Genomic DNA, 26,548 nt, shown 5'->3' on the forward strand with positions numbered 1-26,548 from the left:
AAAATTCCTCAACATTTGCGGCATTCAAAAATAGTTGTATTTTTGCATCCGCATTTGAAAATAAATGGTCCGTTCGTCTAGGGGTTAGGACGCCAGGTTTTCATCCTGGTAACAGGGGTTCGATTCCCCTACGGACTACAAAGGTTTACAAGTCGTGTAAACCATCTTTGAAATAGTAAATTGGTCCGTTCGTCTAGGGGTTAGGACGCCAGGTTTTCATCCTGGTAACAGGGGTTCGATTCCCCTACGGACTACAGAAAAAGAATTAATTTAATAAGAGTATAATGGCAAATCATAAGTCATCGTTAAAGAGGATCCGTAGCAACGAGACAAAACGTCTTAGAAATCGCTACCAGCATAAAACTACCAGGAATGCCATCAAAAAGTTACGTGAGGCAGGAAAAGAGGAGGCAGAGACTTTGTACCCTACTGTAGCTTCTATGATTGACAAATTAGCGAAGAAAAACATTATTCATGATAATAAAGCCTCTAATCTTAAATCAAGATTAGCTAAGCACGTAGCTGCGCTTTAATTAAGATAGTGTTCAATTTATATAAAAAATGCCTTTCGTCAAGACGAAAGGCATTTTTTATTTTTTAAAATGAGATGATAAGGGATCAAAAACATTTTCTGGGATCAAGAACAATAGTTGTGGACTAGCTAAATAATGTAGTTAATCTGTACAGGAAAAATTCTACATTTTTCACTCCTCTAAATTGACTTCTGAAAGCTTTGGTATTCAATTAAAGGATACTGCTGAAGCATTTGTACCTCTGTTCTAAGATAGGTTAAGGGAGATGGTAGTGCATGGACATGTTATTTTCTTCCTGCGTAAGGAGGAGTGTTTATAAGCGGAGAGAAATGTTTTTTCTAAGAAGTTGTAGCAACAAGGTATCAAAGCCCATAAAAAAATCCGGAGCATCAAAAGATGTCCGGATTTTGTCATTTTAGGAAGGTATGATCCTTAACCGTTCATGGAGATTAAAAACTCCTCGTTGTTCTTTGTTTGTGTAATACGGCCATTGATAAATTCCATGGCTTCCACAGGGTTCATGTCGGCCAGATACTTGCGCATTACCCACATTCTTTGAAGTGTGTTCTCGTCAAGCAGGATGTCATCTCTCCTTGTACTGGAAGAGGTAAGGTCAATGGCTGGAAAAATTCTTCTATTGGCAATTTTCCTGTCTAATTGAAGTTCCATGTTACCGGTACCTTTAAATTCTTCAAAGATCACCTCGTCCATTTTAGAACCTGTTTCGGTAAGTGCTGTGGCGATTATTGAAAGAGATCCGCCTCCTTCAATATTTCGTGCTGCCCCAAAGAATCTCTTAGGCTTGTGAAGCGCATTTGCATCAACACCTCCAGAAAGTACTTTTCCGCTGGCAGGTTGCACCGTATTGTATGCTCTGGCTAAACGGGTGATGGAATCCAGAAGGATCACTACATCATGGCCACATTCTACCATTCTCTTGGCTTTTTCAAGTACAATGTTCGCAACACGTACGTGTTCGTGAGCTTCCTTGTCAAAAGTTGAAGCGATTACTTCTCCTTTTACATTACGCTGCATATCGGTTACCTCTTCAGGACGTTCATCAATAAGCAGGATAATTTGATATACTTCAGGATGATTTGCGGCAATTGCATTTGCAATATCCTTTAGGAGCATGGTTTTACCTGTTTTTGGCTGGGAAACGATCATTCCTCTTTGTCCTTTTCCTATAGGAGAGAACATGTCAATAACCCTGGTAGAAACTGTGCTTTGTCTTTCGGCAATGTTGAATTTTTCCTGAGGGAAAAGTGGAGTAAGGTGTTCAAAAGAAACCCTGTCTCTCACTACTTGTGGATCAAGACCATTGATCTTGCTAATCTTGATAAGCGGAAAATATTTCTCTCCCTCTTTTGGAGGTCTTACCTGGCCAAGAACGGTATCACCGGTCTTAAGTCCAAACAATCTTATCTGGGATTGAGAAACATAAATATCATCTGGAGAAGAGAGGTACATGTAGTCTGATGACCTAAGGAAGCCATATCCGTCCTGCATGATATCAAGTACTCCTTCACTTTCTATAATTGCATCAAACTCGTAATCGGGTTCTTTATAACGATTTCTGTTATCGCGGTTTCCTGTATCTCTGTTCCCGCTGTCGCGGTTGCCTGAGTTGTCTCTGTTCCCGTTGTTGTCGCGGTTGCTATTGTCGCGGGTATTGTCACGATTCTGGTTGCGGTTATCCCGTGCATCTTTCTGCCTGGTATCTTTGCGGTCTTTTTGTTGATTTCGCGAAGAAGAATCTTTAGAAGTTTGCTGGCGGGAAGAATCTTCTTTCTTTCCTTTCTGCTCATTCCTGTTGTCAGATGAAGGTTTTGCTTCCTGTGACTTTTCTTTTTGTTCTCCTTTGTGATCTGCTTTTTTCTCAGAGACCGGTCGTTGGTCTGCTGGATTTTTTGCAGTACTGGATTTTTCTTTTCTGGGGCGGGTTTTTCGCTGTTTCCTGGCAGTATTTTGGTCTTCCTGGGATTGAGGTTTTCCCTCTTCATCTGTCAGTACCTCCTGAACTTTTTGCGGATTTGCCGCCTGATAATCAAGGATTTTGTATACCAGGTCAAGCTTTTTCTGCGTACGGTATTTTGGTACCTGTAGCGTTTTGGCTATTTCCTGAAGTTCAGGCAGCTTCTTAGCCTTTAATTCTGAAATTTCAAACATGAATGTTCTTAAATAAAATTGGTCTTTGGTTTAATTAACCTTCTCGAGGAAGAATCGAAAAAATTTTTGGAGTCTAAGTAACCTTTATTGAATTGGTTACGAATTGATACTGCAATTATACGATATTATTTTTAGATTATAAATATGGTTTCTAAAAAGAATCTTTTATTTTTGTGCCTCTATTGAAGATAAATGTTACAAAGAATTCAGACAGTTTATTTGTTAATTGCCGCCCTTTTCAATGCGGGTTTTATTTTTATATTTGAACTGTGGAATGATTTGGCTGGAAATCCGGTTTACATCGAAGATGTGTACTCGGCTTTAGGGTTAACACTCTTTTCGGCTTTACTTTCAATAATTACGATCTTTTTGTTTAAAAATAGAAAGCTTCAGTTTGTGCTGGGGCGTGTCAATATCTTATTAAACTTAATTTTACTAGGATTATTTGTCTATTGGTCTCTAACTGTATCTGGAGAAACTTCGGTTTCAGAGAAAGGTATTGGGATGCTGACTCCTGTATTTTCTATCGTTTTTTTAGTGCTGGCCAATAAGGCTATAAAAAAGGATGAAGATCTTGTAAAATCTGTAGACCGACTGCGATAAACCTTTCATCTTAGTAGTATTAGTGCGTAAAAACCCGGAGTGAAAGCTTCGGGTTTTTTGGTTTCAGGCTTAAAGAATATAAGGTTCCAAAAATGGCATTTTTGGCAGGTATTCCTGAAGCAGTATTTTCAATTAACAGATCTATCAACTACTAATCCATAACTATTAGCTACTGATCACCGAACACTGCTCACTACTTTTTCCCCAGTTCAATCACCTCAAGATCTTTGATATCTTTTCCGTCAATCCTGAATCTTAACATTGTTCTTACCTGGTGAAAACCCTGTTTTCCTGCTGCGCCGGGATTCATGTGAAGTAAACCGAGTTTCTTGTCGTTCATCACTTTTAGAATATGAGAATGTCCGCTGATAAAGATCCGGGGTGGGTTGGCTTTGATCTCCTCTTTTACAGCAGGGGAATAACGCCCGGGATAACCACCTATGTGGGTGATCCAAACATCAACTTCTTCACACATAAACCGGTTGTTTAAAGGAAATTCCTTTCTCACTTCGGCCCCGTCAATATTTCCATATACTGCTTTTAATGGGGTGATATTTTTAAGGGCATCACTTACAGCAGTGGTTCCTATATCTCCTGCATGCCACAACTCATCAGCTTCAGCAGCATATTTAAGGATGCGGTCATCAAGATAACCATGGGTGTCACTTAGTAGTAAGATCTTTTTCATAGGGAATAATTATAACAAGATTAATAATCTACCACCGGGAAGAATGAGCAGTTGCCTTTAATGGCTTATCTTTGTTTCTTTAATTTGCAAAAGTAAAAATTTAGGTTGAGATATTTTTTGGAGCTGGAATTCTTCGGAAAAGCCTACCACGGCTGGCAACGACAGCCTACGGCGATAACCGTGCAGGAGGTAATAGAAAATTCCTTAAGCACCCTGCTTCAGGAAAAAATTGAAGTGCTGGGTGCCGGAAGAACAGATGCAGGAGTACATGCAAAGCAAATCTTTGCACATTTTGATACTGAAGCTATCCTGGGGCAGGAATTCATCTTCAGGATAAATTCACTGTTGCCAAACGATATTGCGGGTAAAGATCTCGTAGCTGTACGTCCCGATGCTCATGCGCGCTTTGATGCTGTAGCCCGTTCTTATGAATATCATATTACAACCAAAAAGAATGTGTTTGAAAGAGAGACAGCGTATTTTTTACAGAAAGAACTTAATGTGGAAAATATGAATACAGCTGCGCAGATATTATTGGAGTACACTAATTTTAAGTGTTTTTCCAGGTCCAGGACCGATGTCTTTACCTACAACTGCACAATAACAAGAGCAGAGTGGGAGCAACGGGATAACCTGTTGATATTTCATATTACTGCAGATCGTTTTCTTCGGAATATGGTGAGAGCTATTGTTGGTACTCTGGTGGAGATAGGATTGGCTAAACGCGAAATAGAAGATATGCATCAGGTAATTAAAAGTGAAAACAGAAGCAAGGCCGGAGCTTCGGTGCCTGCGCACGGATTATATTTAACCAGGATCGTGTATCCTGAAAGTATTTTGATTTAATGGCAGCAACAACAGGAAATGCTTTCGATTTTAGATTATTTAAGCGATTGCTTAATTATGCCTTTGCCTACAAAGGCGCCTTCTATTTTGTAGCTATAGCCGCTATTTTGCTCTCCTTCCTGGGAGTAATGCGGCCTTATTTATTGCAGCTTACTATAGATAATTCTATAGTGCCGCAAGATAATGATCAGCTGTTCTTTTATATAAGTCTCATGCTGGGAGTGCTGGTGCTCGAGGTGCTTTTCCAGTTTTGTTTTATTTATTTCGCCAACTGGCTGGGGCAGGAGGTAATTCGCGATCTAAGGGTGAACCTTTTTAAACACATGCTTCAGTTTAAGATGAAGTATTTTGATAATTCAGCTGTGGGGCGCCTTGTAACCAGGGCGGTGAGCGATATCGAGACTATCGCAAGCATCTTTAGTGAAGGGTTGTTCATGATTATTAGTGACCTCTTGAAAATGACAGTGATCCTGGCTTTTATGTTCTATCAAAGCTGGAGGCTAACGCTTTTGGTGCTTGTGGTACTGCCATTTATCCTTTATGCGACAAGGGTTTTTCAAAAGAAGATGAAGCTGGCTTTTGAAGAAGTGCGAACGCAGGTAGCAAACCTCAATACTTTTGTGCAGGAGCGAATTACAGGAATGAAGATCGTGCAGCTCTTTACCCGGGAGGAAAAAGAATACGAGAATTTTAAAGAGATCAACGATAAACACCGTAAAGGCTGGGTTAAAACTGTGTGGTATAACTCTATATTCTTTCCCATTGCCGAAATGGCCACTTCTATCACCATAGGTTTAATTGTGTGGTATGGAGGGCTAAGAGTTGTTGAAGGCAGTGAAGCGATTACCCTGGGGGTGATAGTGGCCTTCGTTGAGTTAAGCCAAATGCTTTTTAGGCCTCTGAGGCAAATTGCCGATAAATTCAATACCCTTCAAATGGGGATGGTGGCCGCAAACAGGGTCTTTGGCGTGCTCGATACTCAATCTTCTATTCCCGATAACGGTAAAATTGCAGTAGATCACCTAAAAGGAGAAATTGAATTTAAAGATGTAAGATTTAGTTACGTGGGTGATGAAGAGGTGCTAAAAGGAGTCTCCTTTAAGGCAGAAACCGGAGAAACAGTCGCAATTGTAGGAGCTACAGGGGCTGGAAAATCTACCATAATTAATCTTCTGAATCGTTCTTACGAAATCTCCAGCGGGCACATTCTTATCGATGGTATAGATGTTAAGGATATGACCCTTAAATCCCTTAGAGGGGAAATCGCGATTGTGCTGCAGGATGTTTTTCTTTTTGCCGATACTATCCTCAATAATATCACCCTAAACGATCCCAATATTACAAAAGAAACGGTAATACAGGCGGCCAAAGATATTGGTGTCGACAATTTTATTGCCAGTCTTCCGGGGGGTTATGATTATAATGTGAAGGAGCGTGGGGTGATGCTCTCTTCAGGACAACGTCAATTAATCGCATTTTTGAGAGCCTACGTGAGTAACCCAAGTATTCTGGTGCTGGATGAGGCTACTTCTTCAGTCGATTCTTATAGCGAACAACTCATACAGGACGCTACCTTAAAGATCACCCAGGGCCGCACTTCCATCGTGATTGCTCACAGGCTGGCTACAGTGAAAAAAGCCGATAAGATCCTGGTGATGGATGCCGGGAAAATAGTGGAGATGGGCACTCATGCTCAACTGCTAAAGAAAGAGAATGGGTATTACAAGAATTTGTATGAGGTGCAATTTATGCAGGAAGAACAAAGCCTTTAAACAAGATCTGCCTTTAATTTCTGGATGAGGTCTTCGCGATCTTCGTACATCACAAACTCACCATCCTTGATATAAGAGATCTGTCCTGTTTCTTCACTTACCACCAGGGCCAGGGCATCTGTTTTTTCGGTAATACCAACAGCAGCTCTGTGTCTTAATCCGAACCGTAGCGGTATGGTGCGGTCATTTGAAACGGGTAGAATCACCCTTGTTGCGGTAATGTAATTGTCTTCAATGACCAAAGCCCCATCATGCAGAATACTGTTCTTGTAAAAAATAGATTCAATTATGGGCTGGTTGACCAGGATCTTCATGGGGTCCCCGCTTTGTTTTATAAAGTCCAGGCTGGTATTTCTCTGTATCACAATTAGGGCCCCGGTGTTTGTTTTTCCCATGTTTTCACAGGCTTTTACAATTGCCTCAACATCATTGGGAGTTTCGAGATCGTCCTTGATCAGCTTTAAAGTTTGTAAAAAGCGCCTTCTTCTGGCAAAGTTTGTAGAGCCAATCATGAGCAGGAATTTCCTGATCTCCTGCTGAAAAACCACGATAAGAGCAAACATTCCCACGCCAATAAATTCCCCCAGTACACTACTAAGCATTTCCATACGCAGCAATTGGGTGAGTTTACCAACAAAGTAAATGATCACAATTCCAATAAAAATATTGACGGCTACCGTGCCCTTAACCAACTTGTAGATGTAGTACAGCAAGGCTGCAATAAAAATGATATCAACAATATCGAGAATACGTAGATCGAGAAAGTCCAAGTGGGCGTGCTTTTTGGTAAATGTAAAAAATTATAAACTAGTTTTTCAGCCGCTCAATTAATTTCACACATTCTACCGCTTCTTTTACGTCATGCACCCTAAGAATGTGAGCTCCTTTCATCAAAGATACTGTGTTGAGAACAGTAGTACCGTTAAGGGCTTCTTGGGGTGTGGTATTAAAAGTTTTGTAGATAAGTGATTTCCGGGAGAGGCCAGATAAAATCGGCAAATTCAGGTTTTTGAATAACTCCAGGTGAGACAGTAATTCAAAATTCTGTGTTACATTCTTAGAAAATCCGAACCCCGGATCTATAATTAGATCATTGATGCCCAGCTGTCTCGCCAGGTCAATTTTTTCAGAAAAATACGAGAGAACATCCTGGGTAAGATCTTCGTACTGATTGAGGTCTTTCATGGTTTTAGGATTACCTCTCATGTGCATCATGATATAAGGTACCTGTAGTTGCGCTACCGTTTTCATCATTTTATTGTCAAGGTTTCCTGCGGAAATATCGTTGATAATAGCTGCTCCGGCTTCAACACTTTGTCGTGCCACTTCACTTCGGAAGGTATCTATAGATATAAGAATGTCTGGAAATTTCTCGACCAGGGCTTCTACTACCGGAAGTATTCGCTGAAGTTCTTCTTCTTCCGAAATATCTTTGGCACCGGGCCTGCTGCTATAAGAACCTATATCTATGAAATCGGCTCCCTCAAGCAGCATTCTTTCAGCCTGTGCCAGGTGTTCCTCAAGGCTTGTGCGGCGTCCTCCATCATAGAACGAATCGGGCGTAATATTGAGGATTCCCATAACTTTTGGAACAGAGAGATCTATAAGGCGGCCTTTACAGTTGATATACATCTTAAAAATTGCTGTTTTTTGGTTGGAAAAATTAACTTTGACGAATAGAATAAAATCAGCGAAATTTACACAAATTACCCGTTTCTATGAAGGATACTTCCGCCCAATATGATGCTGTGATCGCCGAATGCCGCAGTCTCTTCCTTAAAAAAATGAAAGATTATGGTTGTGCATGGCGTATTTTAAGGCTTCCTTCCCTTACAGATCAAATTTTTATAAAAGCACAGCGAATTCGGGGGCTTCAGGAAAATGAAGTGCGTAAAGTAGATGAAGGTGAGGTGCCAGAGTTTATTGGCATTATCAATTATTCCGTGATGGCTTTGATTCAGCTTGAAAAAGGGGTCGCCCTCCAGCCCGATCTTTCAAATGAGGAGGTCGAGGAGCTTTATGTGCGCACTACCGCCCGTACAAAGCAACTCATGGAAAATAAAAATCACGATTATGGCGAAGCCTGGCGCGATATGAGGGTAAGTTCTTTTACCGATCTTATTCTTCAAAAAGTGCTTCGCATTAAACAAATTGAAGATAATAAAGGCAAAACCCTGGTGAGCGAAGGTATAGCAGCAAATTATGAAGACATGATCAACTATGCGGTTTTTGCCCTTATACACATTCATGAAAAAAGCGAATTAAGCCAAACTTAAGCAATATAATATGAAAATTCTGGTAGAGGTTTCCCGTTGGATAGTCGGACTCTTGTTCATTTTTTCCGGATTTGTAAAGTTGAATGACCCCATAGGTTTTTCCTTTAAACTGGAAGAGTATTTTAGCCCTTCGGTACTCGATCTTGAATTTTTAGCGCCTTTTGCGCTTATCATTGCCATTCTGGTTGTGGTATTTGAACTTGTACTGGGCATTATGCTGCTTATTGGCTACCTGCCAAAATTTACTACCTGGGCACTACTGCTTATGGTGATCTTCTTTGGCTTTCTCACTTTTTACTCCGCCTACTACAATAAGGTAACCGATTGTGGTTGCTTTGGCGATGCAATTCCTCTTACACCCTGGCAGTCATTTTATAAAGATATGATACTGCTGGTGCTCATTCTTATCCTGTTTTTAAACAGGAAGTACCTTACACACTATTTTGCCCGCGCCTCTCACAGATGGATCGTGTTTTTGAGTTTTATGCTATGTTTCATTTTTGCCTATTATGTTTTGATGCACCTGCCGGTCTTCGATTTCAGGGCTTATAAGGAAGGTACAAATATTGCCCAGGCCATGACCGTACCGCAGGGTGCGCCCCAGGCGGTATACGATTACAACTGGAAGTTCCGCGTAAACGGCGAAGAGAAGGTTTTTACAACTCAGGGATCTTACCCCAATGTTGACGGGGAGTTTATCGAGGTAGAAACCCAGCTCGTGCAAAAAGGTTATGAGCCGCCAATTCACGATTTTTCTATTGAAAAAGACGGCGAAAATCATATTTCTTCCCTTCTGGCTGAAGATAAACTGCTCATGGTTGTGGCTTACAGTCTTAGGCGCAGCGAAGCGCCCGGCTTACAGCAGCTCGATGCAGTAGTAGAGCGTGCCCGCAGCAATGGCTACAGAGTGATAGGCCTTTCGGCTTCAGGGGAAGAGATCAAGGTGCAAATAAATGAGAAATACAATCTTGATCTTGACTGGTATTTTAGCGATGAAACCGCACTTAAAACAATAATCCGGAGTAATCCCGGCCTGGTGAAGCTTCACAAAGGAACTATTGTAGAAAAGCTGCACTGGAGTGATGCTGAAAAACTTCAGTTTTAGAGGGTTCCAAAAATGGCAATTTTGAAGGGTATTTTCTGAAGTATTTATTTTCCGAAGTTTGTTCATTCGAAATATTCCGAATTTCTTCCGAAGAAAAAAGGGTACTAAAAAAAGGCATTTTTGACACCTTATTTTTGTGCTTTTTCTCGTTTTTCCGCATGTTCTTAGCCGTGGCAATGTTATATTTGTAGTTCAGGCCGGGCAATGAGAAAAATTTCGGCCAATCTATTAATTACAAATACTTATTTACCCCTAAAACAACCATTATGAGAGACAAAATAGTTGCCGGAAACTGGAAAATGAACAATGATTTGGCACAAACCGAAGATTTGCTGTCAAACATCAAAAAATCATATAAAAAAGATCAGGATGTGCGCGTTATCGTGGCGCCTTCTTTCACAAATCTACACCACGCATTTGAATCTTTAAGAGATTCATCTATAGATGTTGCTGCACAAAACATGAATGAGAATAGTGATGGAGCTTATACCGGCGAGGTGTCTGCGTCTATGCTTACCAGCATTGGTGTGAAAACTGTTATTCTTGGTCATAGCGAGCGTCGTGCCATTTTTAAAGAAACAGATGCACTGCTTGCAAAGAAAGTTGATGCTGCTCTTGAAAATGATATGGAAGTGATCTTTTGCTGCGGAGAGGAACTGAATGAACGTAAAGCTGAAAAACATTTTGACGTTGTAAAAAATCAGTTGGAAAAAGGCATTTTTCATGTTTCTGAAGGGCAGTGGAATAAGATAGTGATCGCCTACGAACCTGTTTGGGCAATTGGAACCGGAGAAACCGCTTCTCCAGAACAAGCGCAGGAAATGCATGCTTTTATCAGAAAAACCATTGCTGAAAAGTTTGGAAGTGAACTGGCTAATAATGTTGCAATTCTTTATGGAGGCAGCGTAAAACCCGGAAATGCGCAGGAGATATTTGCTAAAGAAGATGTGGATGGTGGCCTAATTGGAGGTGCGAGCCTTAAAGCCGAAGACTTCTTAGCGATTGTAGAGGCTTTTTAATTAGAGAATAGTATGAATTATCTGGAGTTTAAATTTTTAATTGAACCTCTACAGCCGGCATCAGAGATCCTTATTGCCGAACTGGGCATGGCAGGCTTTGAAAGCTTTGTAGAGAATGAAGACGGAATTACTGCTTACATTCCTAAAGAGGAATATGATGCAGAGTCAATGGCGGGAATACACATACTCCAGTCTAATGAATTCGATATTTCCTTTACCCAGACAGAAATTGAACAGGTAAACTGGAATATTGAGTGGGAAAAGAATTTTCACCCCATTGTTGTTAATGATCAATGTGGGGTAAGAGCTCCGTTTCACCCCAAGCCAGATGTGAAGTATGACATCGTGATTGAGCCTAAAATGTCATTTGGTACCGGGCATCATGCTACCACTCACATGATGATTGAGTTTCTTTTAGAGCAGGACCTGCAGGGGAAAAAAGTTTTGGATATGGGTTGCGGCACCGGAGTATTGGCTATTGTGGCCGAAAAACGGGGTGCCTCTCAGCTCGATGCCATTGATATAGACAACTGGTGTTACCAAAATACGCTGGAGAATGTGGAGCGTAATGACTGTCACAAAATCGAAACTTTTGAAGGCGGGGCAGAGCTACTGCAGGGTCGTCACTATGACGTGATCATTGCCAACATCAACAGGAATATTTTGCTGGAGGATATGGAAACCTACAATAATAGCCTTAATGAGTGCGGGGAACTCTATCTCAGCGGATTCTATTCAAAAGATATTCCCGTGATCAAAAAGGAATGTGAAAAGTACGGGATGGAATACAATGATTATAAAGAACGGGAAGACTGGGTCGCTTTAAAATTTACAAAGCATAAAAACTAAGAAGAAATTCTTATCTTTGATCCTGTTTTTTCAAATGAAAATGTCTGACAATGAGTACACAAGAAGAAGTTCTTGAAAAGAAGAAAGTTGAAACAAAAGAATCAAAACTTTATGAGATCGTCTTGTACAATGACGATTACAATACGTTTGATCATGTAATAGAAACGCTTATTGTTGTGTGCGAGCATACACCTGAGCAGGCCGAACAGTGTTCTCTCCTGGTGCATTACAAAGGTAAGTGTACTGTTAAAACCGGAACCTATAAAGATTTGGAGCCGCGCTGCGGAAAACTTCTAGAAGAAGGCTTATCTGCAGAAATCGTATAGCAACTTCTTTTGAATTCAATAATAAAGGGTAAGATTTTTCAGAAATCTTACCCTTTATTATTTCTGGTAGTTCAAAAATAAGAGATTCTTTCTGCACCTTCCGAAACTTTCCAGTTCAACGGAAGCTGAGTTTAAGTGAATTTTTTAAATAGTAGGGTTAGGTCCTGGCTCAGAAATGCCTGCTCCAAAAACCATACTGCTGTTTTTCTACAAGAGAAGTGAAGAATTATTTTTCTTCTTTAGACTCAGTTCTTTTTCGTGAGTCTCTCTGCATCATACGGCGATATTGATCTGTATAGCCCCAGTCTCTTCTTCTTGATTCCTTAGTTGTCACTCCTGGTTTTTTTTGCAGGGTGGATGACTTCCCTGTTTCGAATTTTTTTTCTGTGTCCATGATCTTTATTTTAAAATTCTGCCCCTTGTTGAGTTTGGGCAGGAAGCTACATAACCTCCAGTAGCCGTAGCTTAAATTTAATAAACGGTTTGATTTAAAATTATAAAAATCAGGTGTTTAACTTCTTATTTAGAATGATTTATTGATGCCTGAATTTTTTGTGAGGGCAGGTAAAAAAAGAGAAGGATAAAGGCTGGTGCGGGAAATTTTTCTGAGAGGAAAATCTGAATTGAAACTCTCGAAAACTATGGTAAATCAGAGGAAGTCGGTAAGATTGATATTCCAGTAGGATAAAGTTAATGGCCTGGTACAAATTTTCTTTTTTTAGAAAGTGTGATGAGGTTTTTCGGGTAAATCTTAAACTTCTGTTAATGCTTTTTACTATGTTTGTGTTATGAAAAAAGCGCAGATCTTCAGTCTCTTACTCATTCTTTGCTTCGCTGCCTTTAGTGGTTGTGGGGAGGAAGATAGGAAAGTGGAGGAGCCCGGGCCCGCACCGGGTAGCGCTGGCCATTTTTATCTAATGGGCCTTGATACTTCAGATCCTCATAAGAAGCTGGAATTCTACAATAAAGGTCTTGATGCCGTTACAGATAAAAGAGATACCTCGCTGGTAGCGCTGCTGGATGGTAAAGTGTTTGCATTTCTTCGCCTTGGCGAAATGGATAGTGTTCCTTTATGGATAGATAGCCTTATCACAACGGCACGATTTCAGGGTGATTTGTTTTATGAAGCTAAAGGTTATTTCAGGAAATCCCAGATTTTCAGAAATAATAATCCTGAAGAACAATTCAGAAATGCCTTTTATTCCCGTAACCTGTACCTTAAATATGGCGATACAAGCATGGCAGGCAGGCGGTCTCTTGACATGGCTAATGCACAACTTGGTTTAGGAGATATTGTGGGAAGCCAGGAAACCGCTACCGAAGCTATAAAATATCTGGACCACACCAGGGATGCGAATTATGTGAGTTCTGCATATAATGTACTGGGGTTATCCTATGGTACTCAAAGGCTTTTTTCTGAAGCGCTTAAAGAATATAAGCAGGCCTTAAGGTACGCTGTAGATAGGGAGGACAGTATCAGCTATCTTCACAATATTGCTCTCTTACATAAAGATCAACAAGACTATTCTGAAGCAATTGAGATCTTTGAAGAAATTTTAAAATCTGATGAGATCGACGAACTTTCACGATTGAGGTATCGTGAAAATCATGCGTATACAAAGTGGTTACAGGATTCTACCACTAACGCAGAGGGCGTTCTTACAGAGGTGATGCAGAAAAGGCTGGAAATAAATGACCATTCAGGTTTAATAGCAAGTTATTTTCACCTTTCAGATTACTTCAAGAATATTAACAGTGGCAAAGCAAAATATTATGCCGAAAAGTATTACGATAAGGCCATTCAGCTTTCGTATCCCACAGCGCAGGTTGATGCTCTAAAAAGGCTCATTCCGCTAACTGAAGGGAAAACCAGAGAAGCATATATTGACAGGTTCCTCTTTCTTAACGATAGTCTTGAAGAAGCTGATACCAGGTTGAGGTTCCAATTTGCAAAAATAAGATTTGACGAAGAGAAAAAGGAGCAACAAATCCACCTTTTAAAAGCTGAAAATGTAACGCAGCACTTGCAAACAGAGAAAATGCGAACCCGCAATATCATTAGTTCTCTTGCTGCCCTTTTGATCTTAATAATTTCCGGAACATTTTTTTATAATGTGAGGCAGCGCGGAAAAAGGGAGAAAATAAAGCAAATATATCTTACCGAAAGCAGGATCTCAAAGAGAATCCATGATGAACTTGCAAATGACATCTACCATGTAATGAGTTCTATTGAACCGGTGGCCCCTGCGGTGGTGGTAGACCGGCTGGAGGATATTTACCAGCGCACCCGTGATTTTTCCCGTGAAAACAGTGAGATTGCAACAGGAGAAGAATATTTATCGGGCCTGCTCAACATGCTCTCTGGTTCAGTACCAACCGGAACCCGTTTAATTGTACGTGGCGAGAACACCATCAACTGGCGCAACTTGAGCCGTGAAACGAAAATAGTAGTGTATCGCGTTCTTCAGGAAATGATGGTGAATATGAGAAAACACAGCAAAGCCAAACTCATAGCCATTATTTTCTCTACGGAAGAAAAATGTCTTAAGATCAGTTATTCCGATAATGGAGTAGGGGTAGATGCATCAATCCTCGAAAACGGAAATGGCATTAAAAACCTGAAGGAGCGGCTAAAAACCATTAAAGGAAATGCCATTTTTGACACTTCAGGAAAAGGGTTAAAGGCAGAGCTCTCTGTGCCCCTGGGTTCTTAAAATTTTAATTAAAAAAATTCAGGAGCCGGGAAGCTCTAGTTTTGTGAATTATCTTTTGGAGGAGGAGTATATTTTAAGAAGTACATCTTATCTCCACTAGGGTGATCCCATTCATTGAATAATTCAAAGCCGTACCGGCGGTAAGCCAGGCTTATACGTTTTATTCTGGTTTCAGCATAAATAGGAAGTTGTAGTTCCTGCGCAATGGCATAAAATTTATTTTTCATGTCATACGCTATTTTTGCATCATCACTTCCCCGGGCATCACTCAATATTCCCCAGAACCAGCAGTAGAGGTAATCTCCTTCTTTTGGCCGCTGAGATTTTACATACTTCTGCACTTTCATTGCGGCAAGTCCTTTTTTAATGCCGGTCACATTAATGGCCAGCTTGAGATCCATAATAAGATCTTTCCAGAAATTCTTGTCATTGCTGTTTGTCTTGAAAAGAATAGCTATGCCTTTTTCATCGGGAGAGGTAATAAGCGCATCTTTTTCAATGGCCTTTTCTACCATGTAAGTTGCCAGGTAGTGAAATCTCTTTTCCCGTTTGTGATCGTCTTTAACGATCTCCATTGATGTAGGGACTTCCTGTAAAAGAGTAGAGACGTTGTCTATTATTTTCTGCTTGTTCAAGGACGTTAAATTTTTCCGAAAGATAGAAAAATGACCTGAGTTTGGCTTCTTCGGAAGAATAAAATTCAATCTCGAAGAAAACAGCTTCAGAGAATAATCTTAATTATTTTTTCATTTTGAAGCTGTTTTGGAATGGTTTTTTACATTTGTTTTTTGATCAGTAAAAATCTTATGAAAAAAATTCCGTTTTTCCTTTTTCTCCTTCTGGCTTTAAATGCAGGAGCGCAGTCCAATTCCGAAGCAGATTCTCTCAATATTCGCAAACTTTATGATGTGGCTCTACTTCAGGGGCAGGGGTATGCATGGTTAGATCACCTGTCAAACAAGATTGGAGGGCGGTTATCGGGTTCTGTGAATGCACAGCGCGCTGTAGATTACACTAAAGCCGAACTTGAAAAGCTGGGGCTTGACCGGGTGTGGCTACAGCTGGTGATGGTTCCTAAATGGACGCGCGGTAATCCCGAATATGCCTATATCCAATCTCCCGGTTCACCTTCAAATACCGTAAATATACTTGCTCTGGGCGGGTCTGTCGCTACTCCCGATACAGGTCTTAGAGCTAAAGTGATTGAAGTGCAGGGTATTGAAGATTTGGCGAGATATGGAAAAGAACAGATTGAAGGAAAGATCGTTTTTTATAACCGGCCTATGCGAGCCGATCTCATTCATACTTTTGAAGCCTACGGGGGTTGTGTAGATCAACGCTATTCTGGTGCGGCCGAGGCTGCGAAATATGGTGCGGTAGGAGTAATTGTGCGATCGCTCTCTCATAAAATAGATGATTATCCTCACACAGGCTCAATGAGTTATGGAGACCTGCCCAACAGTAAAAGGATTCCTGCAGCTGCAATAAGCACTAAAGATGCCGAATACCTTAGCAGCTTGCTAAAGCTGAATAAAGATCTCGATTTCTACTATAAAATGAACTGCCGTAATTTTGAAGATGTAGAGTCTTACAATGTTATTGGTGAAATAAAAGGCAGTGAACGCCCAGATGAGTACATCGTAGTTGGAGGCCATCTCGATTCATGGGATGTTGGTGATGGAGCTCATGATGATGGTGCCGGGGTGGTGCAGTCAATGGAAGTTTTAAGGCTCTTTAAGGAAGCAGGAGTTCGGCCTAAGAGAACTATTCGGGTGGTGCTTTTCATGAATGAAGAAAACGGACTAAGAGGTGGAAATAAGTATGCTGAAGTAGCCAAACAGAATGGCGAAAACCACATTTTTGCGCTTGAAAGTGATTCTGGCGGGTTTACGCCTCGTGGTTTTTCATTTGATGCACGAGATTCACAGTTTGAAAAAATTGAATCCTGGAAACCCCTTTTTGAACCTTATCTTATTCACTATTTTGCAAGAGGAGGCAGCGGGGCAGATATTGGCCCCCTTAGGAATGAAAGCACGGTGCTGGCAGGACTAAGGCCCGATTCTCAGAGGTACTTTGATCACCATCATGCAGCTACCGATACTTTTGAATCGGTAAATAAACGCGAACTTGAACTTGGAGCAGCCACTATGGCTTCCCTGGTTTACCTTGTAGATAAATACGGATTTGACGATATTAAGAACGATCCCGAAATCCTTAAATAAAAGTATGGTCGGCTAACGCTGTCTGGTAACTAAACTTTCTATCTTTGCAGCCTTAAACTACAAGGGTGCAACTTACTGCCTACACAAAAGAATTTGGAAAGAATCTAAACATTGCCTATCCCGTAATGCTGGGCCAGCTGGGACATGTGATGGTTGGGCTGGCCGATAATATTATGGTTGGCCGGCTGGGTGCTGCACCTCTTGCAGCAGTTTCATTGGGCAACAGTCTCGTCTTTATAGCGCTTTCCCTGGGAATCGGGTTTTCTTTTGCCATCACGCCACTTATTGCTGAAGCCGATGGGGCGGGAGATATCGAGACCGGAAAAAGCTATTTTCACCACGGCATTATCATGTGTGGGATCAATGGGATCTTTCTTTTTCTCCTGCTCCTGCTGGCAAAACCAATACTTTATCATCTTGACCAGCCACCCGAAGTGGTAGACCTGGCAATACCATATCTCGAGATTGTGGCTTTTTCTATGATCCCGCTTATGCTGTTTCAGGCTTATAAGCAGTTTGCCGATGGCCTGTCTCAAACCCGGTATGCCATGTATGCTACCTTGATAGCCAATGTGGTGAATATTGTATTCAATTATTTGCTGATTTATGGAATCTGGATCTTTCCGCGCCTTGAACTGGAAGGTGCGGCCCTGGGAACTTTGATCTCCAGGTTTTTTATGATCTGGTTTATCTGGGAGATCTTAAGAAGAAAGAAAAAATTCAGGCAGTATTTTGTCTGGTCCCGGAAAGGCCTCCTCAAAATTGACATTTTTAAGAGGTTATTTGCCCTTGGTTTTCCCACGGCCCTGCAAATGCTCTTTGAGGTGGCTATTTTCACGGCAACAGTCTTTCTTGCCGGTACCCTGGGAACAAATCCGCAGGCGGCAAATCAGATTGCGCTCAACCTTGCCTCTATGACCTTTATGGTCGCAGTGGGTCTTGGGGTTACCGCCACAATCAGGGTGGGGAATCAAAAGGGAAAAGCAAATTATCACGACCTTCGGCGTATAGCATTATCCACATTTTTACTGGTCTTTTTCATTGAAGCAGTGTTTGCCGTAGGTTTTATACTTCTCAAAGATTGGCTGCCCACGCTGTACATAGATAATGCCGAAGTTATTTTACTGGCAGCACAACTTTTAGTCGTAGCTGCACTATTTCAGTTAAGCGATGGATTGCAGGTGGTGATCCTGGGCGCTTTAAGAGGTTTGCAGGATGTCAAATTTCCCACCGTAATTTGCTTCATTGCTTATTGGATCATCGGTTTCCCCGTGTCCTGGTATTTGGGAAAGGAAACCAGCCTTGGCAGTATGGGAATTTGGTTCGGATTACTCGCCGGGCTTAGCGCATCTGCTTTTATGTTGTATCTTCGATTTAATTCTTTGAGCAAAAAATTACTTTTATCGGCTGTTGCCAACCAGCCGGAGAAACAAAAAATATCTGAATAACTATGGATTTTCCAAAATTCCTCTTAGGTGATAATACCGATTATCCCGACGCTATTTTTATAATTCATACTGAATTTCCGCGTTTTATATTAAATCTTGAAGACGATGAAGTAGAGTGGCTGGAAGATTTTGATGCCGCCGATGAAAGGGAACTCGCTTCTGAAGCCGAAGGTCTTATTCAACAGGCTAACGACTTTTATGATCGCGAAATTTCGAGATACGATGAATAGCCTATGGAGCAATTGGTAGAACTAGATCACGAACTTTTCCTATTTCTCAACAATCTTGGGAATCCTGGGTGGGATAATTTCTGGAATTTTATTACCAATAAATGGGCTTCCATTCCATTTTACGCACTGCTGGTATTTTTTCTCTACAAAGCTTTGGGGTTGAAAAAGACCTTGCTTTCCCTGGTGCTTGTCGCATTAGTGATCACCTGTACAGATCAACTTGCAAACCTTTTTAAACACTATTTTGAACGCCCCCGGCCTTGCAGGCAGGCAGGTATTATGGAATATTCCCGCTTTGTTGCTGTGAGATGTGGCAGGTTTGGGTATTTTTCTGCGCATGCGGCAAGTTCGGCAGCCCTAGTGGTTTATTTAGGGATGATCCTTAAAAATTACTGGAAGCACATTTTTCCGGTACTTATTTTCTGGGGTTTACTGGTTTCCTACAGCCGCATTTATCTTGGGGTGCATTATCCCGGCGATGTACTTACCGGCTGGTTCTTTGGGATCGTAATTGGATATGCCTTCTATCGTTTGTTCCTGTTCCTGTTGCGCAGGTTTTTCACTCCCGGCGACGCTCCAGCAGGTAGAACATCCTAATAAGCCTGCTTTTGTACGTAGAGGCTTCGGGGCTTACATAGTTGAGGTCATATCTCCTGGAAGACAGCACTCTAAAATCCCTATTTAGAGTATCTATAAAAGCCGAATCTTTTTCCTGAAGTATAACGCCAAACCTGTCTGCTTCGGGTAAACGTAGCTCGTCAGCGTGTAACTTCGGAATTGGTTCTCCATATTCCCATATAATTTCAGGAGTTTCTGAAACATATTCATACACCTGAAATTCTTCAGCTTCAGCAAACTTCTGAAGTTCATCAAAATTTCTGAAGTTGGGGTTTTTCAGAAAAGCATCTGAAAGCGGAAAGGCGAAGCTCATAATTCCGCACATAAAGGCTATTGTCAGAAAAAAGACATTAGGATATTTCTTCTTTTTCAGGAAGTATAACAAAGCTACGGCCAGTCCAACCAGTATCACCGAAGCCGAAATATACCAGAACCAATGCCCTTCAAGCTCCAGCATAAAATATCCTGCAATAGGGAAAGCCAGTCCAATTACAGCGATGAGTCCGTGATTAAAGTACACAACATAGCCCTCCTTTTTTGAAAGGTCTTTAAACTTTCGGAAAAGATATTCTATATAAAAACTGGTATTAAGGGCCATGGGAATAAGCACCGGCAGGAGGTATCGGGACTTCTTTTCGGGGATAATTGACAACAGGACAACGGCTGCAAGGGTCCAGAAAAGGGCAAATTTGTAAGCTTTTTTATTTGCGACTCTGTTCTTTAAGTATGGGTATAACAGGGCAACAAAGGCAGGGATGGTCCAAATGCCGCTTTGAACAACAAAGCTCCAGTAATAATAAAAAGGCCGCACATTGTAATTCGTCCAGCGGGTGGCTTCCCGGGAGGTAATTTCTATAAAAGCAACAGGATCAGCCAGCCTTACGTAACTAAACCACCAGCCGCCAATTCCCAGGGCCAAAACCAGGAGAACTAAGAAAGATTTCCACTTTTCTTTAAAACCTTTAAATTTATAAACACTTGCATAGGCAATTAGAAATGGCAGGAGCAGTGCGTAAAGGGAAACGGGGCCTTTGCTCATTATGGAGAAGCCCAGAAATATCCCTCCAAAAATGGCATTTTTGAGAAGGTTTTTTTCACTGCCGAAAAAATTCCATAGAAAGTATATGGCTACCAGCATAAAAGAGTGCGTGAAAATATCCCATTGCCCGTTGCGGCCCATAAATATTATGTAGAAAGAGCTGGCGAGAATCAAAGTAGCTAAAAAGGATTGTTTTAGGCTAACTTCAAGTTGTGGCAAGAACCTGTAGAAGGTGTACAGCAGCAGCAAGGTGACCAGTGCCGCCGGCAGGCGCAGGCCAAACACATTGGTAAAGCCAAAGAGTATTCCACTTATGGCCGTAAGCCAGGTGGGTAAAGGGGGTTTCTCATATCGGGCTTCTGCATTGAGCGTAGTGAGAATCCAGTTATCGTTGGTCACCATTTCACGGGCAGTAATAAAATTGCGGGCTTCCATGATATTAATGTAGATTACATCAAGGTGCACCACGAAGATTAATGCCCATACAAGCAGGATGTAAAGCAGGTATTGCTGATTTTTAGTCATGTTCTCTCCTTATTAAAACCATATTTCTAACATAGATTACGCTGCCCACTATATGGCCCACAAAAAGTACGGGATCTTTTCGAAGAACCGCATAGATAAGGATAAGGACTGAACCCGAAAAGCTGAGCAGCCAAAATCCCAAAGGCAAAACAGATTCTTTGACCTTTTCAGAATAAGCCCATTGATATACAAATCTAAGTGTAAAGATTACCTGTGCCGAAGACCCCAGCACCAGTAGCCATAGCGGGATATTTTCGTTGTAGAGCAACTTCTCTATATCATAAGTGTTGTTGTTGTATGAATACATAAACAGTAACACCGGAAAGAAGTAGAGGAAAAGGCGTAACCATTTTGCCATTTTTTTCCATTCTCCCTGCAGCTGCATGTTTCTTATATAGATAAAATAGGTAAGTGCCTGCCCCAGCATAATTGAGAAATCACTTCGGAGGTAGCCATAAACAAAAAGCAAAAAAGAGGCAAAGAGTGAAACCTTCCAGAAACGGGCAGGGGTAAGCACCTTTTTTTGTTTTTCAGAAGCAATCCACTGTAGCAGGAGCCGGGTTGAGAATAGGATCTGCGCTGTAAACCCAATGCTGTAGACTAGCCAGCTATTCATTTTTTTCGGCTACTTTGTAGTTGATGTAACTTCTTTTCATCCACAAAAAAGCAAAGCAATCTACAAGTGGGCCTGCCAACCGGTTAAGGAGGTGGAATTTTGCTTTTCCGGCTATACGTGCATAGTGCCTTACAGGAACCTGTTTTACCTTGCCATTTTGCAGTAAAACCATGGCAGGCAAAAATCGGTGCAACCCTTTGAACATAGGGATTCGCTTTGCATAATCGGCCTTGATCACTTTTAGGGGGCAGCCGGTGTCATCCATCCCGTCCTGGGTAAAACTGCGTCTTATGCCGTTAGCGATCAGGGAAGACAGGTTCTTTTTAACCGAATCTTTTCTATTGGTGCGCATCCCCGTCACCAGGTCATATTCACCAATGTGCTTCAGGAGCAGGTTAAAATCATCGGGATCTGTTTGGAGGTCAGAATCTATATAACCTATGAGAGGAGTATCTGCATGATCAAACCCTGCTTTAATAGCCGAACTCAATCCGTAATTGCGATCAAAAGAAATAAATTTAAAGGCTTCATTTCTGCGGGAAATCTCCTGTACAAGCTGCAGACTATTGTCTGTAGAGCCGTCGTTGATAAAAAGCACGCAGGTCTTAACCGGTGCCTTTTTAATATAGAGATCCAGTTCCTGCTCTACTCTAAGCAAATTTGGCTCTTCGTTGTACAGAGGGACCAGAATGGTAAATTCGTATTTCATTAAATATGAGGTATGCGGCGCAAAGGTAATAATATTACATTTCCCGTGAGGTAGATGGTGAAGAAGTCTCTTTGAAATAATATTTGTTTCTTTGCAGAGGTAAAATACCTGGAATAATTAGGGAGAAAATTTTTTTGAGAATGAAAATACTGGTAACGGGTGCTGCAGGTTTTATAGGATCTCACACTGCAGAACGTTTACAACAAGAAGGTTATGAGGTCATTGGAGTGGATAATTTTTCTGATTACTACGATGTCTCCCTGAAAAAAATTAATATTGAATCCCTCCATGAAAGAGGTATTGAGGTGATAAAAATGGATCTTCGGGAGGCAGACGATTATAAGCTCTTGCCTTCAGATTTTGATTTCATACTACACTTCGCAGCCCAGCCCGGTATTTCTTCTGAAAGTACTTTTGATGAATATTTTAGCAATAATGTGATCGCTACACAGCATTTGCTCGAATTTGCAGAAAAGAGTCCAAACCTGAAGCATTTTTTTAATATTTCAACTTCTTCAGTTTATGGCCTGGAGGCAACTTTCCCTGAGACTGTCGCTCCAAAGCCGGCTTCCTGGTATGGAGTTTCAAAACTTGCGGCAGAACAACTGGTACTGGCAAAGAGCCGCGCTAAAGAACTTAAGGCTTCTTCCCTTAGGTTGTTCTCGGTGTACGGCCCGCGTGAAAGACCCGAAAAGCTTTATACCAAACTTATCGCCTGCGGAATGAACGATGAGGTTTTTCCTATTTTTGAAGGGAGTGAAAAGCATCTTCGCAGTTTTACTTACGTGGGGGATATTGTAGAAGGCATACTTAAAGCAATTCAAAAACATGAGGTTCTGGATGGGGAGATCATCAACCTGGGTGCGGTAGATGAGCACAAAACCCAGCAGGGAATTGAAATGGTTGAGCAGCTCCTGGGGAAAAAGATCAGGCTTGAGGTAAAGCCAAAAAGGCAGGGAGACCAGTCAAGGACTTTGGCCAATATTCAAAAGGCCAAAAAATTGCTTGGGTATGAACCAAAAACTACCTTAAAAGAAGGTTTGCGCCAGCAAGTGGAGTGGTATAAAAAATTTATTCATAATTCCCTGTAACGCTGTAGCAGAAAAGCTGCCGCTTCAAAAGGCGTGGTTTCATTATTTTCAAGCGCTTCTAACTGTTGCTTAAGCAGAACTTTGATTTCGGGTTCATTGTAGAACCTGCTTTTAAGGTGCTCATTAATGGTTTGTAGCAGCCAGAACTTATTCTGTTCATGTCGCTTTTTGCTGAAGTTTCCATTTTCTTTTAGCTTCTGCTCATAGTCTGCAATGAGTTCCCACACTTCAGAAATACCTTCCTTATAATAGGCACTACAGAGCAACACCTTGGGTTGCCATCCGGTTTCTTTGGCTGGATAGAGGTGAAGGGCTCTCCTGAATTCTGCACGGGCTCTTTCGGCAGGTTTCCTGTTCTCGCCATCGGCTTTATTGATCACAATAGCATCGGCCATTTCCATGATTCCGCGTTTAATACCCTGTAGTTCATCCCCGGCCCCGGCAAGCTTCAGTAGTAAAAAGAAATCGGTCATACTGTGCACGGTGGTTTCACTTTGTCCCACCCCTACAGTTTCAATAAGCAGCGTATCAAAGCCTGCCGCTTCGCAAAGAATGATGGTCTCGCGTGTCTTTTTTGCCACCCCGCCAAGGGAATCTCCCGATGGCGAAGGCCTTATAAAAGCATTTTCATGATTTACCAGCATCTCCATACGGGTTTTATCACCCAGAATACTTCCGCCCGAAATGCTGCTGCTGGGATCTACAGCAAGCACAGCAACTTTTTTTCCGGCATCGGCCAGGTGAACCCCAAAGGCTTCTATAAAAGTGCTTTTTCCAACTCCCGGCACACCGGTGATCCCAATCCTTATAGAATTGTTGGCGTATGGAAGGCATTTTTCAATAAGCTGCGCAGCCTTTTCCTGTTGCTTTGGCTGGTTAGTCTCCACCAGCGTAATTCCCTGGCTTAAAGCCGATTTGTCGCCTGCTCTAAGGCGGGTGAATATTTCATCTATGGAGGTTTCCTTTTTCCTGGAATCCCTTATCTTTTTTGCCATTACGGCATTAACTTCTGAAGAGGGATGAGTGCCCTCAGATTCGTGTAAAGCAGATTTATTTTTCAAACCGGGAATTAATTTTTAGGTGGAGATCTTATTTGTATATTGAACTACTAAAATAACAAAATAAAAGATCATTATGAAGACATTGTATACTGGTGTTGCCACCACAACAGGCGGAAGAGAAGGAAATGTGAGAAGTGACGACGGGATTCTTGATCTGGACCTGAGTATGCCTAAATCTATGGGTGGAAAAGGTGCCGAAAAGACAAATCCTGAACAGCTTTTTGCAGCCGGATATTCTGCATGTTATGGCAGTGCACTTCAGGTTGTGGCAAAAAAACATAAGGTAGACCTCGGAGATTTTTCGGTTACTGCTTCCGTAGAACTGGGTACAACCGAAGAAGGAGACCTTGAACTTTCGGTAGTTCTCGATTCTTATATTCCGGGAGTGGATGTTGAAACAGGAGAGAAGCTGGTCAACGAAGCACATGAGATTTGTCCTTATTCAAGAGCTACGCGAGATAATATTGATGTTACTCTTAACCTTATGCTAGACGACGAAGATTAAATCATTCATTCATACCATTCAAAAAGGGCATTTTTAAGTGCTCTTTTTTTATGCCCCGGCAGGAATGATGCTACAAATTGTTTTCGTCTTCTGTCTCAGGATCATAGTTTAGGTGCAGGCTGTTGTACACGGCTTCTATGTTGCGTTGATTTTCCATGAGCACAATAAGCGTATCGTCTTCTTCTATTTGAGTTGCCCCCTTTGGGGTAAGGAATTTTCCGTTGCGGGAAATCATGGCAATGATGGCATTTCGGGGAAAATGAAGGTCTACAATTCTCTTCCCGACAGAAAAATTTTCTGAAGGAATGGTGATCTCCCTGATTAGAGACTTGGTTCCATCAGCAAGAAATGCGTCAACAGGAGAGATCTTTTTTGCCTTTTTTGGAAGGGCAACATGTAACCAGTGCGCTACTTTTGAAAGGGTTGTTCCCTGTACCAGAACTGAGGTGAGGGAAACGAAAAACACAATATTAAAGATCATGTGCGCCTTTTCAATTCCGGCTAAAAGCGGGTAAGTGGCAAAAACAATGGGAACAGCACCTCTTAGCCCCACCCAGGAAATATACCAGCGGCGGCGCATTTTCATTTTAAAAGGTGCAAGGCTAAGCATTACTCCAATGGGTCGCGCAATAAAAATGAGAAATACCGAAATCAAAATTCCCAGGCCAACAATAGGCACGATATCGCTGGGGTAAACAAGTAGCCCAAGGGTAAGGAAAAGCACAATCTGCATAAGCCAGGCTACCCCATCAAAGAAGCGCATAATGGTTCTTTTGTGGATAAGATCCTGATTTCCCAGATAAACCCCGGCCAGGTACACGGCTAGAAATCCGTTTCCGCCCAGCCTGTCTGTAGCCGAAAACACCAGGAACATAAGTGCAACTGCCAGCACAGGATAAAGTCCTTCAAAATCGAGCGTGATCTTGTTAATGATGATCTTGCTAAGCTTTCCAAAGAGAAAACCGAGCGCAGCACCTATCAGGATTTGCTGAAGGAAAAGTGGAATTATAGAAAGTAGGCTTTGATCCTGGTTTACTACCAGCCCTAAAAAGGCTATAGTAAGAAAATAGGCCATAGGGTCGTTACTACCACTTTCAAGCTCCAGGGTGGGCCTTATATTTGCTTTTAAGGCCATGTTTTTAGATCGTAGTATTGAGAAAACGGCTGCGGCATCTGTTGATGATACAATGGCTCCCAGCAGCAGGCCTTCATAAATAGTAAAATCTGTAATCGCCCAGACAAAGGTGCCAAGGGAGACTGCTGTAAATAGCACTCCAAGCGTAGAGAGGGAAATACCGTGCCAGAGAATGGGCTTAATACTGCGCCAGTTGGTGTCAAGCCCCCCCGAAAAGAGTATGAAATTCAAAGAAACAATTCCAATAAACTGGGCCAGTTGAGGATCGTCAAATTCAATTTTCCCAATACCTTCTGATCCTGCCAGGATCCCTACCGAGAGGAAAAGTATAAGCGTGGGGACTCCAAACTTATAGGAAGTTTTTCCTGCCAGTATGCTTATAAGAAGTAAAAGTGAACCAATTAAGAGTACATTCTCTGTGGTAATATCCATTTATTGAAGGCTTGTTC

At 41.6% G+C, this 26,548-nt stretch carries 27 protein-coding genes and 2 tRNA genes; 18 read left to right on the forward strand and 11 right to left on the reverse strand.

Going from position 1 to position 26,548, the window contains the following annotated elements:
- The first annotated feature begins 66 nt into the window (after window positions 1-66).
- The 3 genes from V5739_RS11150 (at window position 67) to rpsT (ending at window position 533) form a co-directional block, all read left to right on the forward strand.
- A tRNA-Glu gene (locus V5739_RS11150) sits at window positions 67-138 on the forward strand.
- Window positions 139-182: 44 nt separating this feature from the next.
- Window positions 183-254: transfer RNA gene (locus V5739_RS11155), tRNA-Glu, on the forward strand.
- A 30-nt stretch (window positions 255-284) separates the two neighbouring features.
- Window positions 285-533, forward strand: coding sequence for a 30S ribosomal protein S20 (gene rpsT / locus V5739_RS11160; RefSeq protein WP_266071065.1), 249 nt, complete (start codon window positions 285-287; stop codon window positions 531-533).
- Between the two features lie 432 nt (window positions 534-965).
- On the opposite strand, the gene rho is transcribed toward rpsT, so the two are convergent.
- Window positions 966-2,702, reverse strand: coding sequence for a transcription termination factor Rho (gene rho, locus V5739_RS11165; RefSeq protein WP_266071064.1), 1,737 nt, complete (start codon window positions 2,700-2,702; stop codon window positions 966-968).
- 192 nt (window positions 2,703-2,894) lie between these two features.
- On the opposite strand from rho, the gene V5739_RS11170 reads away from it, so the two are divergent.
- Entirely contained in the window at window positions 2,895-3,305 is a 411-nt protein-coding gene (locus V5739_RS11170) for a DUF4293 domain-containing protein (protein ID WP_266071063.1), read from the forward strand.
- A gap of 193 nt (window positions 3,306-3,498) precedes the next feature.
- Here the strand turns inward: V5739_RS11170 and V5739_RS11175 are convergent, their stop codons facing one another.
- Window positions 3,499-3,993, reverse strand: coding sequence for a metallophosphoesterase family protein (locus V5739_RS11175; protein WP_423818211.1), 495 nt, complete (start codon window positions 3,991-3,993; stop codon window positions 3,499-3,501).
- A 105-nt stretch (window positions 3,994-4,098) separates the two neighbouring features.
- Here V5739_RS11175 and truA point away from each other — a divergent pair, with 105 nt between their 5' ends.
- Complete coding sequence (gene truA / locus V5739_RS11180) at window positions 4,099-4,839, forward strand: tRNA pseudouridine(38-40) synthase TruA (RefSeq protein ID WP_423818212.1); 741 nt, start codon at window positions 4,099-4,101, stop codon at window positions 4,837-4,839.
- Window positions 4,839-6,611: an ABC transporter ATP-binding protein gene (locus tag V5739_RS11185; protein ID WP_423818213.1), complete on the forward strand. Its 1,773-nt coding sequence runs from the start codon at window positions 4,839-4,841 to the stop codon at window positions 6,609-6,611. Before truA ends, V5739_RS11185 begins: the two co-directional genes overlap by 1 nt.
- Here V5739_RS11185 and cdaA read toward each other — a convergent pair.
- Complete coding sequence (cdaA, locus tag V5739_RS11190; RefSeq protein WP_266071059.1) at window positions 6,608-7,381, reverse strand: diadenylate cyclase CdaA; 774 nt, start codon at window positions 7,379-7,381, stop codon at window positions 6,608-6,610. The genes V5739_RS11185 and cdaA overlap by 4 nt on opposite strands.
- Window positions 7,382-7,418: 37 nt before the next feature.
- Window positions 7,419-8,243: a dihydropteroate synthase gene (folP, locus tag V5739_RS11195; RefSeq protein WP_423818214.1), complete on the reverse strand. Its 825-nt coding sequence runs from the start codon at window positions 8,241-8,243 to the stop codon at window positions 7,419-7,421.
- Between the two features lie 86 nt (window positions 8,244-8,329).
- On the opposite strand from folP, the gene V5739_RS11200 reads away from it, so the two are divergent.
- The 5 genes from V5739_RS11200 to V5739_RS11220 all read left to right on the forward strand — a co-directional run bounded on the left by V5739_RS11200 (window position 8,330) and on the right by V5739_RS11220 (window position 12,186).
- A complete protein-coding gene (locus V5739_RS11200; RefSeq protein WP_266071056.1) occupies window positions 8,330-8,887 on the forward strand; it encodes a DUF1599 domain-containing protein in 558 nt (185 codons plus the stop codon).
- Window positions 8,888-8,897: 10 nt separating this feature from the next.
- Window positions 8,898-9,992, forward strand: coding sequence for a BT_3928 family protein (locus V5739_RS11205; protein ID WP_423818215.1), 1,095 nt, complete (start codon window positions 8,898-8,900; stop codon window positions 9,990-9,992).
- 266 nt (window positions 9,993-10,258) lie between these two features.
- The gene (tpiA, locus tag V5739_RS11210; RefSeq protein WP_423818216.1) at window positions 10,259-11,011 is read left to right on the forward strand and encodes a triose-phosphate isomerase; all 753 of its coding nucleotides are present in this window, start codon (window positions 10,259-10,261) and stop codon (window positions 11,009-11,011) included.
- 12 nt (window positions 11,012-11,023) lie between these two features.
- Window positions 11,024-11,860 carry a 50S ribosomal protein L11 methyltransferase gene (gene prmA / locus V5739_RS11215; RefSeq protein ID WP_423818217.1) on the forward strand — a complete coding sequence of 279 codons (837 nt, stop codon included), beginning with the start codon at window positions 11,024-11,026 and terminating at the stop codon, window positions 11,858-11,860.
- A 50-nt stretch (window positions 11,861-11,910) separates the two neighbouring features.
- On the forward strand, window positions 11,911-12,186 hold the full coding sequence (locus V5739_RS11220) for an ATP-dependent Clp protease adaptor ClpS (RefSeq protein WP_423818218.1): 276 nt from the start codon (window positions 11,911-11,913) through the stop codon (window positions 12,184-12,186).
- A 226-nt stretch (window positions 12,187-12,412) separates the two neighbouring features.
- Here the strand turns inward: V5739_RS11220 and V5739_RS11225 are convergent, their stop codons facing one another.
- Window positions 12,413-12,580 carry a hypothetical protein gene (locus V5739_RS11225; RefSeq protein ID WP_423818219.1) on the reverse strand — a complete coding sequence of 56 codons (168 nt, stop codon included), beginning with the start codon at window positions 12,578-12,580 and terminating at the stop codon, window positions 12,413-12,415.
- Window positions 12,581-12,974: 394 nt separating this feature from the next.
- On the opposite strand from V5739_RS11225, the gene V5739_RS11230 reads away from it, so the two are divergent.
- Window positions 12,975-14,900: a tetratricopeptide repeat-containing sensor histidine kinase gene (locus tag V5739_RS11230; RefSeq protein WP_423818220.1), complete on the forward strand. Its 1,926-nt coding sequence runs from the start codon at window positions 12,975-12,977 to the stop codon at window positions 14,898-14,900.
- 35 nt (window positions 14,901-14,935) lie between these two features.
- Here V5739_RS11230 and V5739_RS11235 read toward each other — a convergent pair whose 3' ends face one another.
- Window positions 14,936-15,535, reverse strand: a complete 600-nt coding sequence (locus tag V5739_RS11235; protein ID WP_423818221.1) for a hypothetical protein — start codon at window positions 15,533-15,535, stop codon at window positions 14,936-14,938.
- A gap of 171 nt (window positions 15,536-15,706) precedes the next feature.
- Between V5739_RS11235 and V5739_RS11240 the strand changes: the two genes are divergently transcribed.
- The 4 genes from V5739_RS11240 (at window position 15,707) to V5739_RS11255 (ending at window position 19,397) form a co-directional block, all read left to right on the forward strand.
- On the forward strand, window positions 15,707-17,122 hold the full coding sequence (locus V5739_RS11240) for a M20/M25/M40 family metallo-hydrolase (protein ID WP_423818222.1): 1,416 nt from the start codon (window positions 15,707-15,709) through the stop codon (window positions 17,120-17,122).
- A gap of 65 nt (window positions 17,123-17,187) precedes the next feature.
- The gene (locus tag V5739_RS11245) at window positions 17,188-18,570 is read left to right on the forward strand and encodes an MATE family efflux transporter (protein WP_423818223.1); all 1,383 of its coding nucleotides are present in this window, start codon (window positions 17,188-17,190) and stop codon (window positions 18,568-18,570) included.
- A 2-nt stretch (window positions 18,571-18,572) separates the two neighbouring features.
- Window positions 18,573-18,800, forward strand: coding sequence for a hypothetical protein (locus V5739_RS11250; RefSeq protein WP_423818224.1), 228 nt, complete (start codon window positions 18,573-18,575; stop codon window positions 18,798-18,800).
- 3 nt (window positions 18,801-18,803) lie between these two features.
- Window positions 18,804-19,397 (forward strand): phosphatase PAP2 family protein, encoded by a 594-nt coding sequence (locus tag V5739_RS11255; protein ID WP_423818225.1) that lies wholly within the window; start codon window positions 18,804-18,806, stop codon window positions 19,395-19,397.
- Here the strand turns inward: V5739_RS11255 and V5739_RS11260 are convergent.
- The 3 genes from V5739_RS11260 to V5739_RS11270 are packed head-to-tail and all read right to left on the reverse strand — an operon-like array spanning window position 19,360 to window position 22,307.
- Entirely contained in the window at window positions 19,360-20,982 is a 1,623-nt protein-coding gene (locus tag V5739_RS11260; protein WP_423818226.1) for an ArnT family glycosyltransferase, read from the reverse strand. The genes V5739_RS11255 and V5739_RS11260 overlap by 38 nt on opposite strands.
- A complete protein-coding gene (locus V5739_RS11265; RefSeq protein ID WP_266067906.1) occupies window positions 20,975-21,598 on the reverse strand; it encodes a lipid-A-disaccharide synthase N-terminal domain-containing protein in 624 nt (207 codons plus the stop codon). The genes V5739_RS11260 and V5739_RS11265 overlap by 8 nt, the downstream gene beginning before the upstream one ends.
- Window positions 21,591-22,307, reverse strand: a complete 717-nt coding sequence (locus tag V5739_RS11270; protein ID WP_423818227.1) for a glycosyltransferase — start codon at window positions 22,305-22,307, stop codon at window positions 21,591-21,593. The genes V5739_RS11265 and V5739_RS11270 overlap by 8 nt, the downstream gene beginning before the upstream one ends.
- 140 nt (window positions 22,308-22,447) lie before the next feature.
- Here V5739_RS11270 and V5739_RS11275 point away from each other — a divergent pair, with 140 nt between their 5' ends.
- Window positions 22,448-23,398, forward strand: coding sequence for an NAD-dependent epimerase/dehydratase family protein (locus V5739_RS11275; RefSeq protein ID WP_423818228.1), 951 nt, complete (start codon window positions 22,448-22,450; stop codon window positions 23,396-23,398).
- Here the strand turns inward: V5739_RS11275 and meaB are convergent.
- A complete protein-coding gene (gene meaB, locus V5739_RS11280; RefSeq protein ID WP_423820467.1) occupies window positions 23,383-24,468 on the reverse strand; it encodes a methylmalonyl Co-A mutase-associated GTPase MeaB in 1,086 nt (361 codons plus the stop codon). The two genes, V5739_RS11275 and meaB, sit on opposite strands and share 16 nt — an antisense overlap.
- A gap of 64 nt (window positions 24,469-24,532) precedes the next feature.
- Here meaB and V5739_RS11285 point away from each other — a divergent pair, with 64 nt between their 5' ends.
- Window positions 24,533-24,964, forward strand: coding sequence for an organic hydroperoxide resistance protein (locus tag V5739_RS11285; protein WP_423818229.1), 432 nt, complete (start codon window positions 24,533-24,535; stop codon window positions 24,962-24,964).
- Window positions 24,965-25,034: 70 nt separating this feature from the next.
- On the opposite strand, the gene V5739_RS11290 is transcribed toward V5739_RS11285, so the two are convergent.
- Window positions 25,035-26,531, reverse strand: a complete 1,497-nt coding sequence (locus V5739_RS11290) for a potassium/proton antiporter (protein ID WP_423818230.1) — start codon at window positions 26,529-26,531, stop codon at window positions 25,035-25,037.
- Window positions 26,532-26,548 lie beyond the last annotated feature (17 nt).

It is taken from the genome of Salinimicrobium sp. TIG7-5_MAKvit (genome assembly GCF_049569215.1).
GTDB classification, from domain to species: Bacteria; Bacteroidota; Bacteroidia; order Flavobacteriales; family Flavobacteriaceae; genus Salinimicrobium; species Salinimicrobium profundisediminis.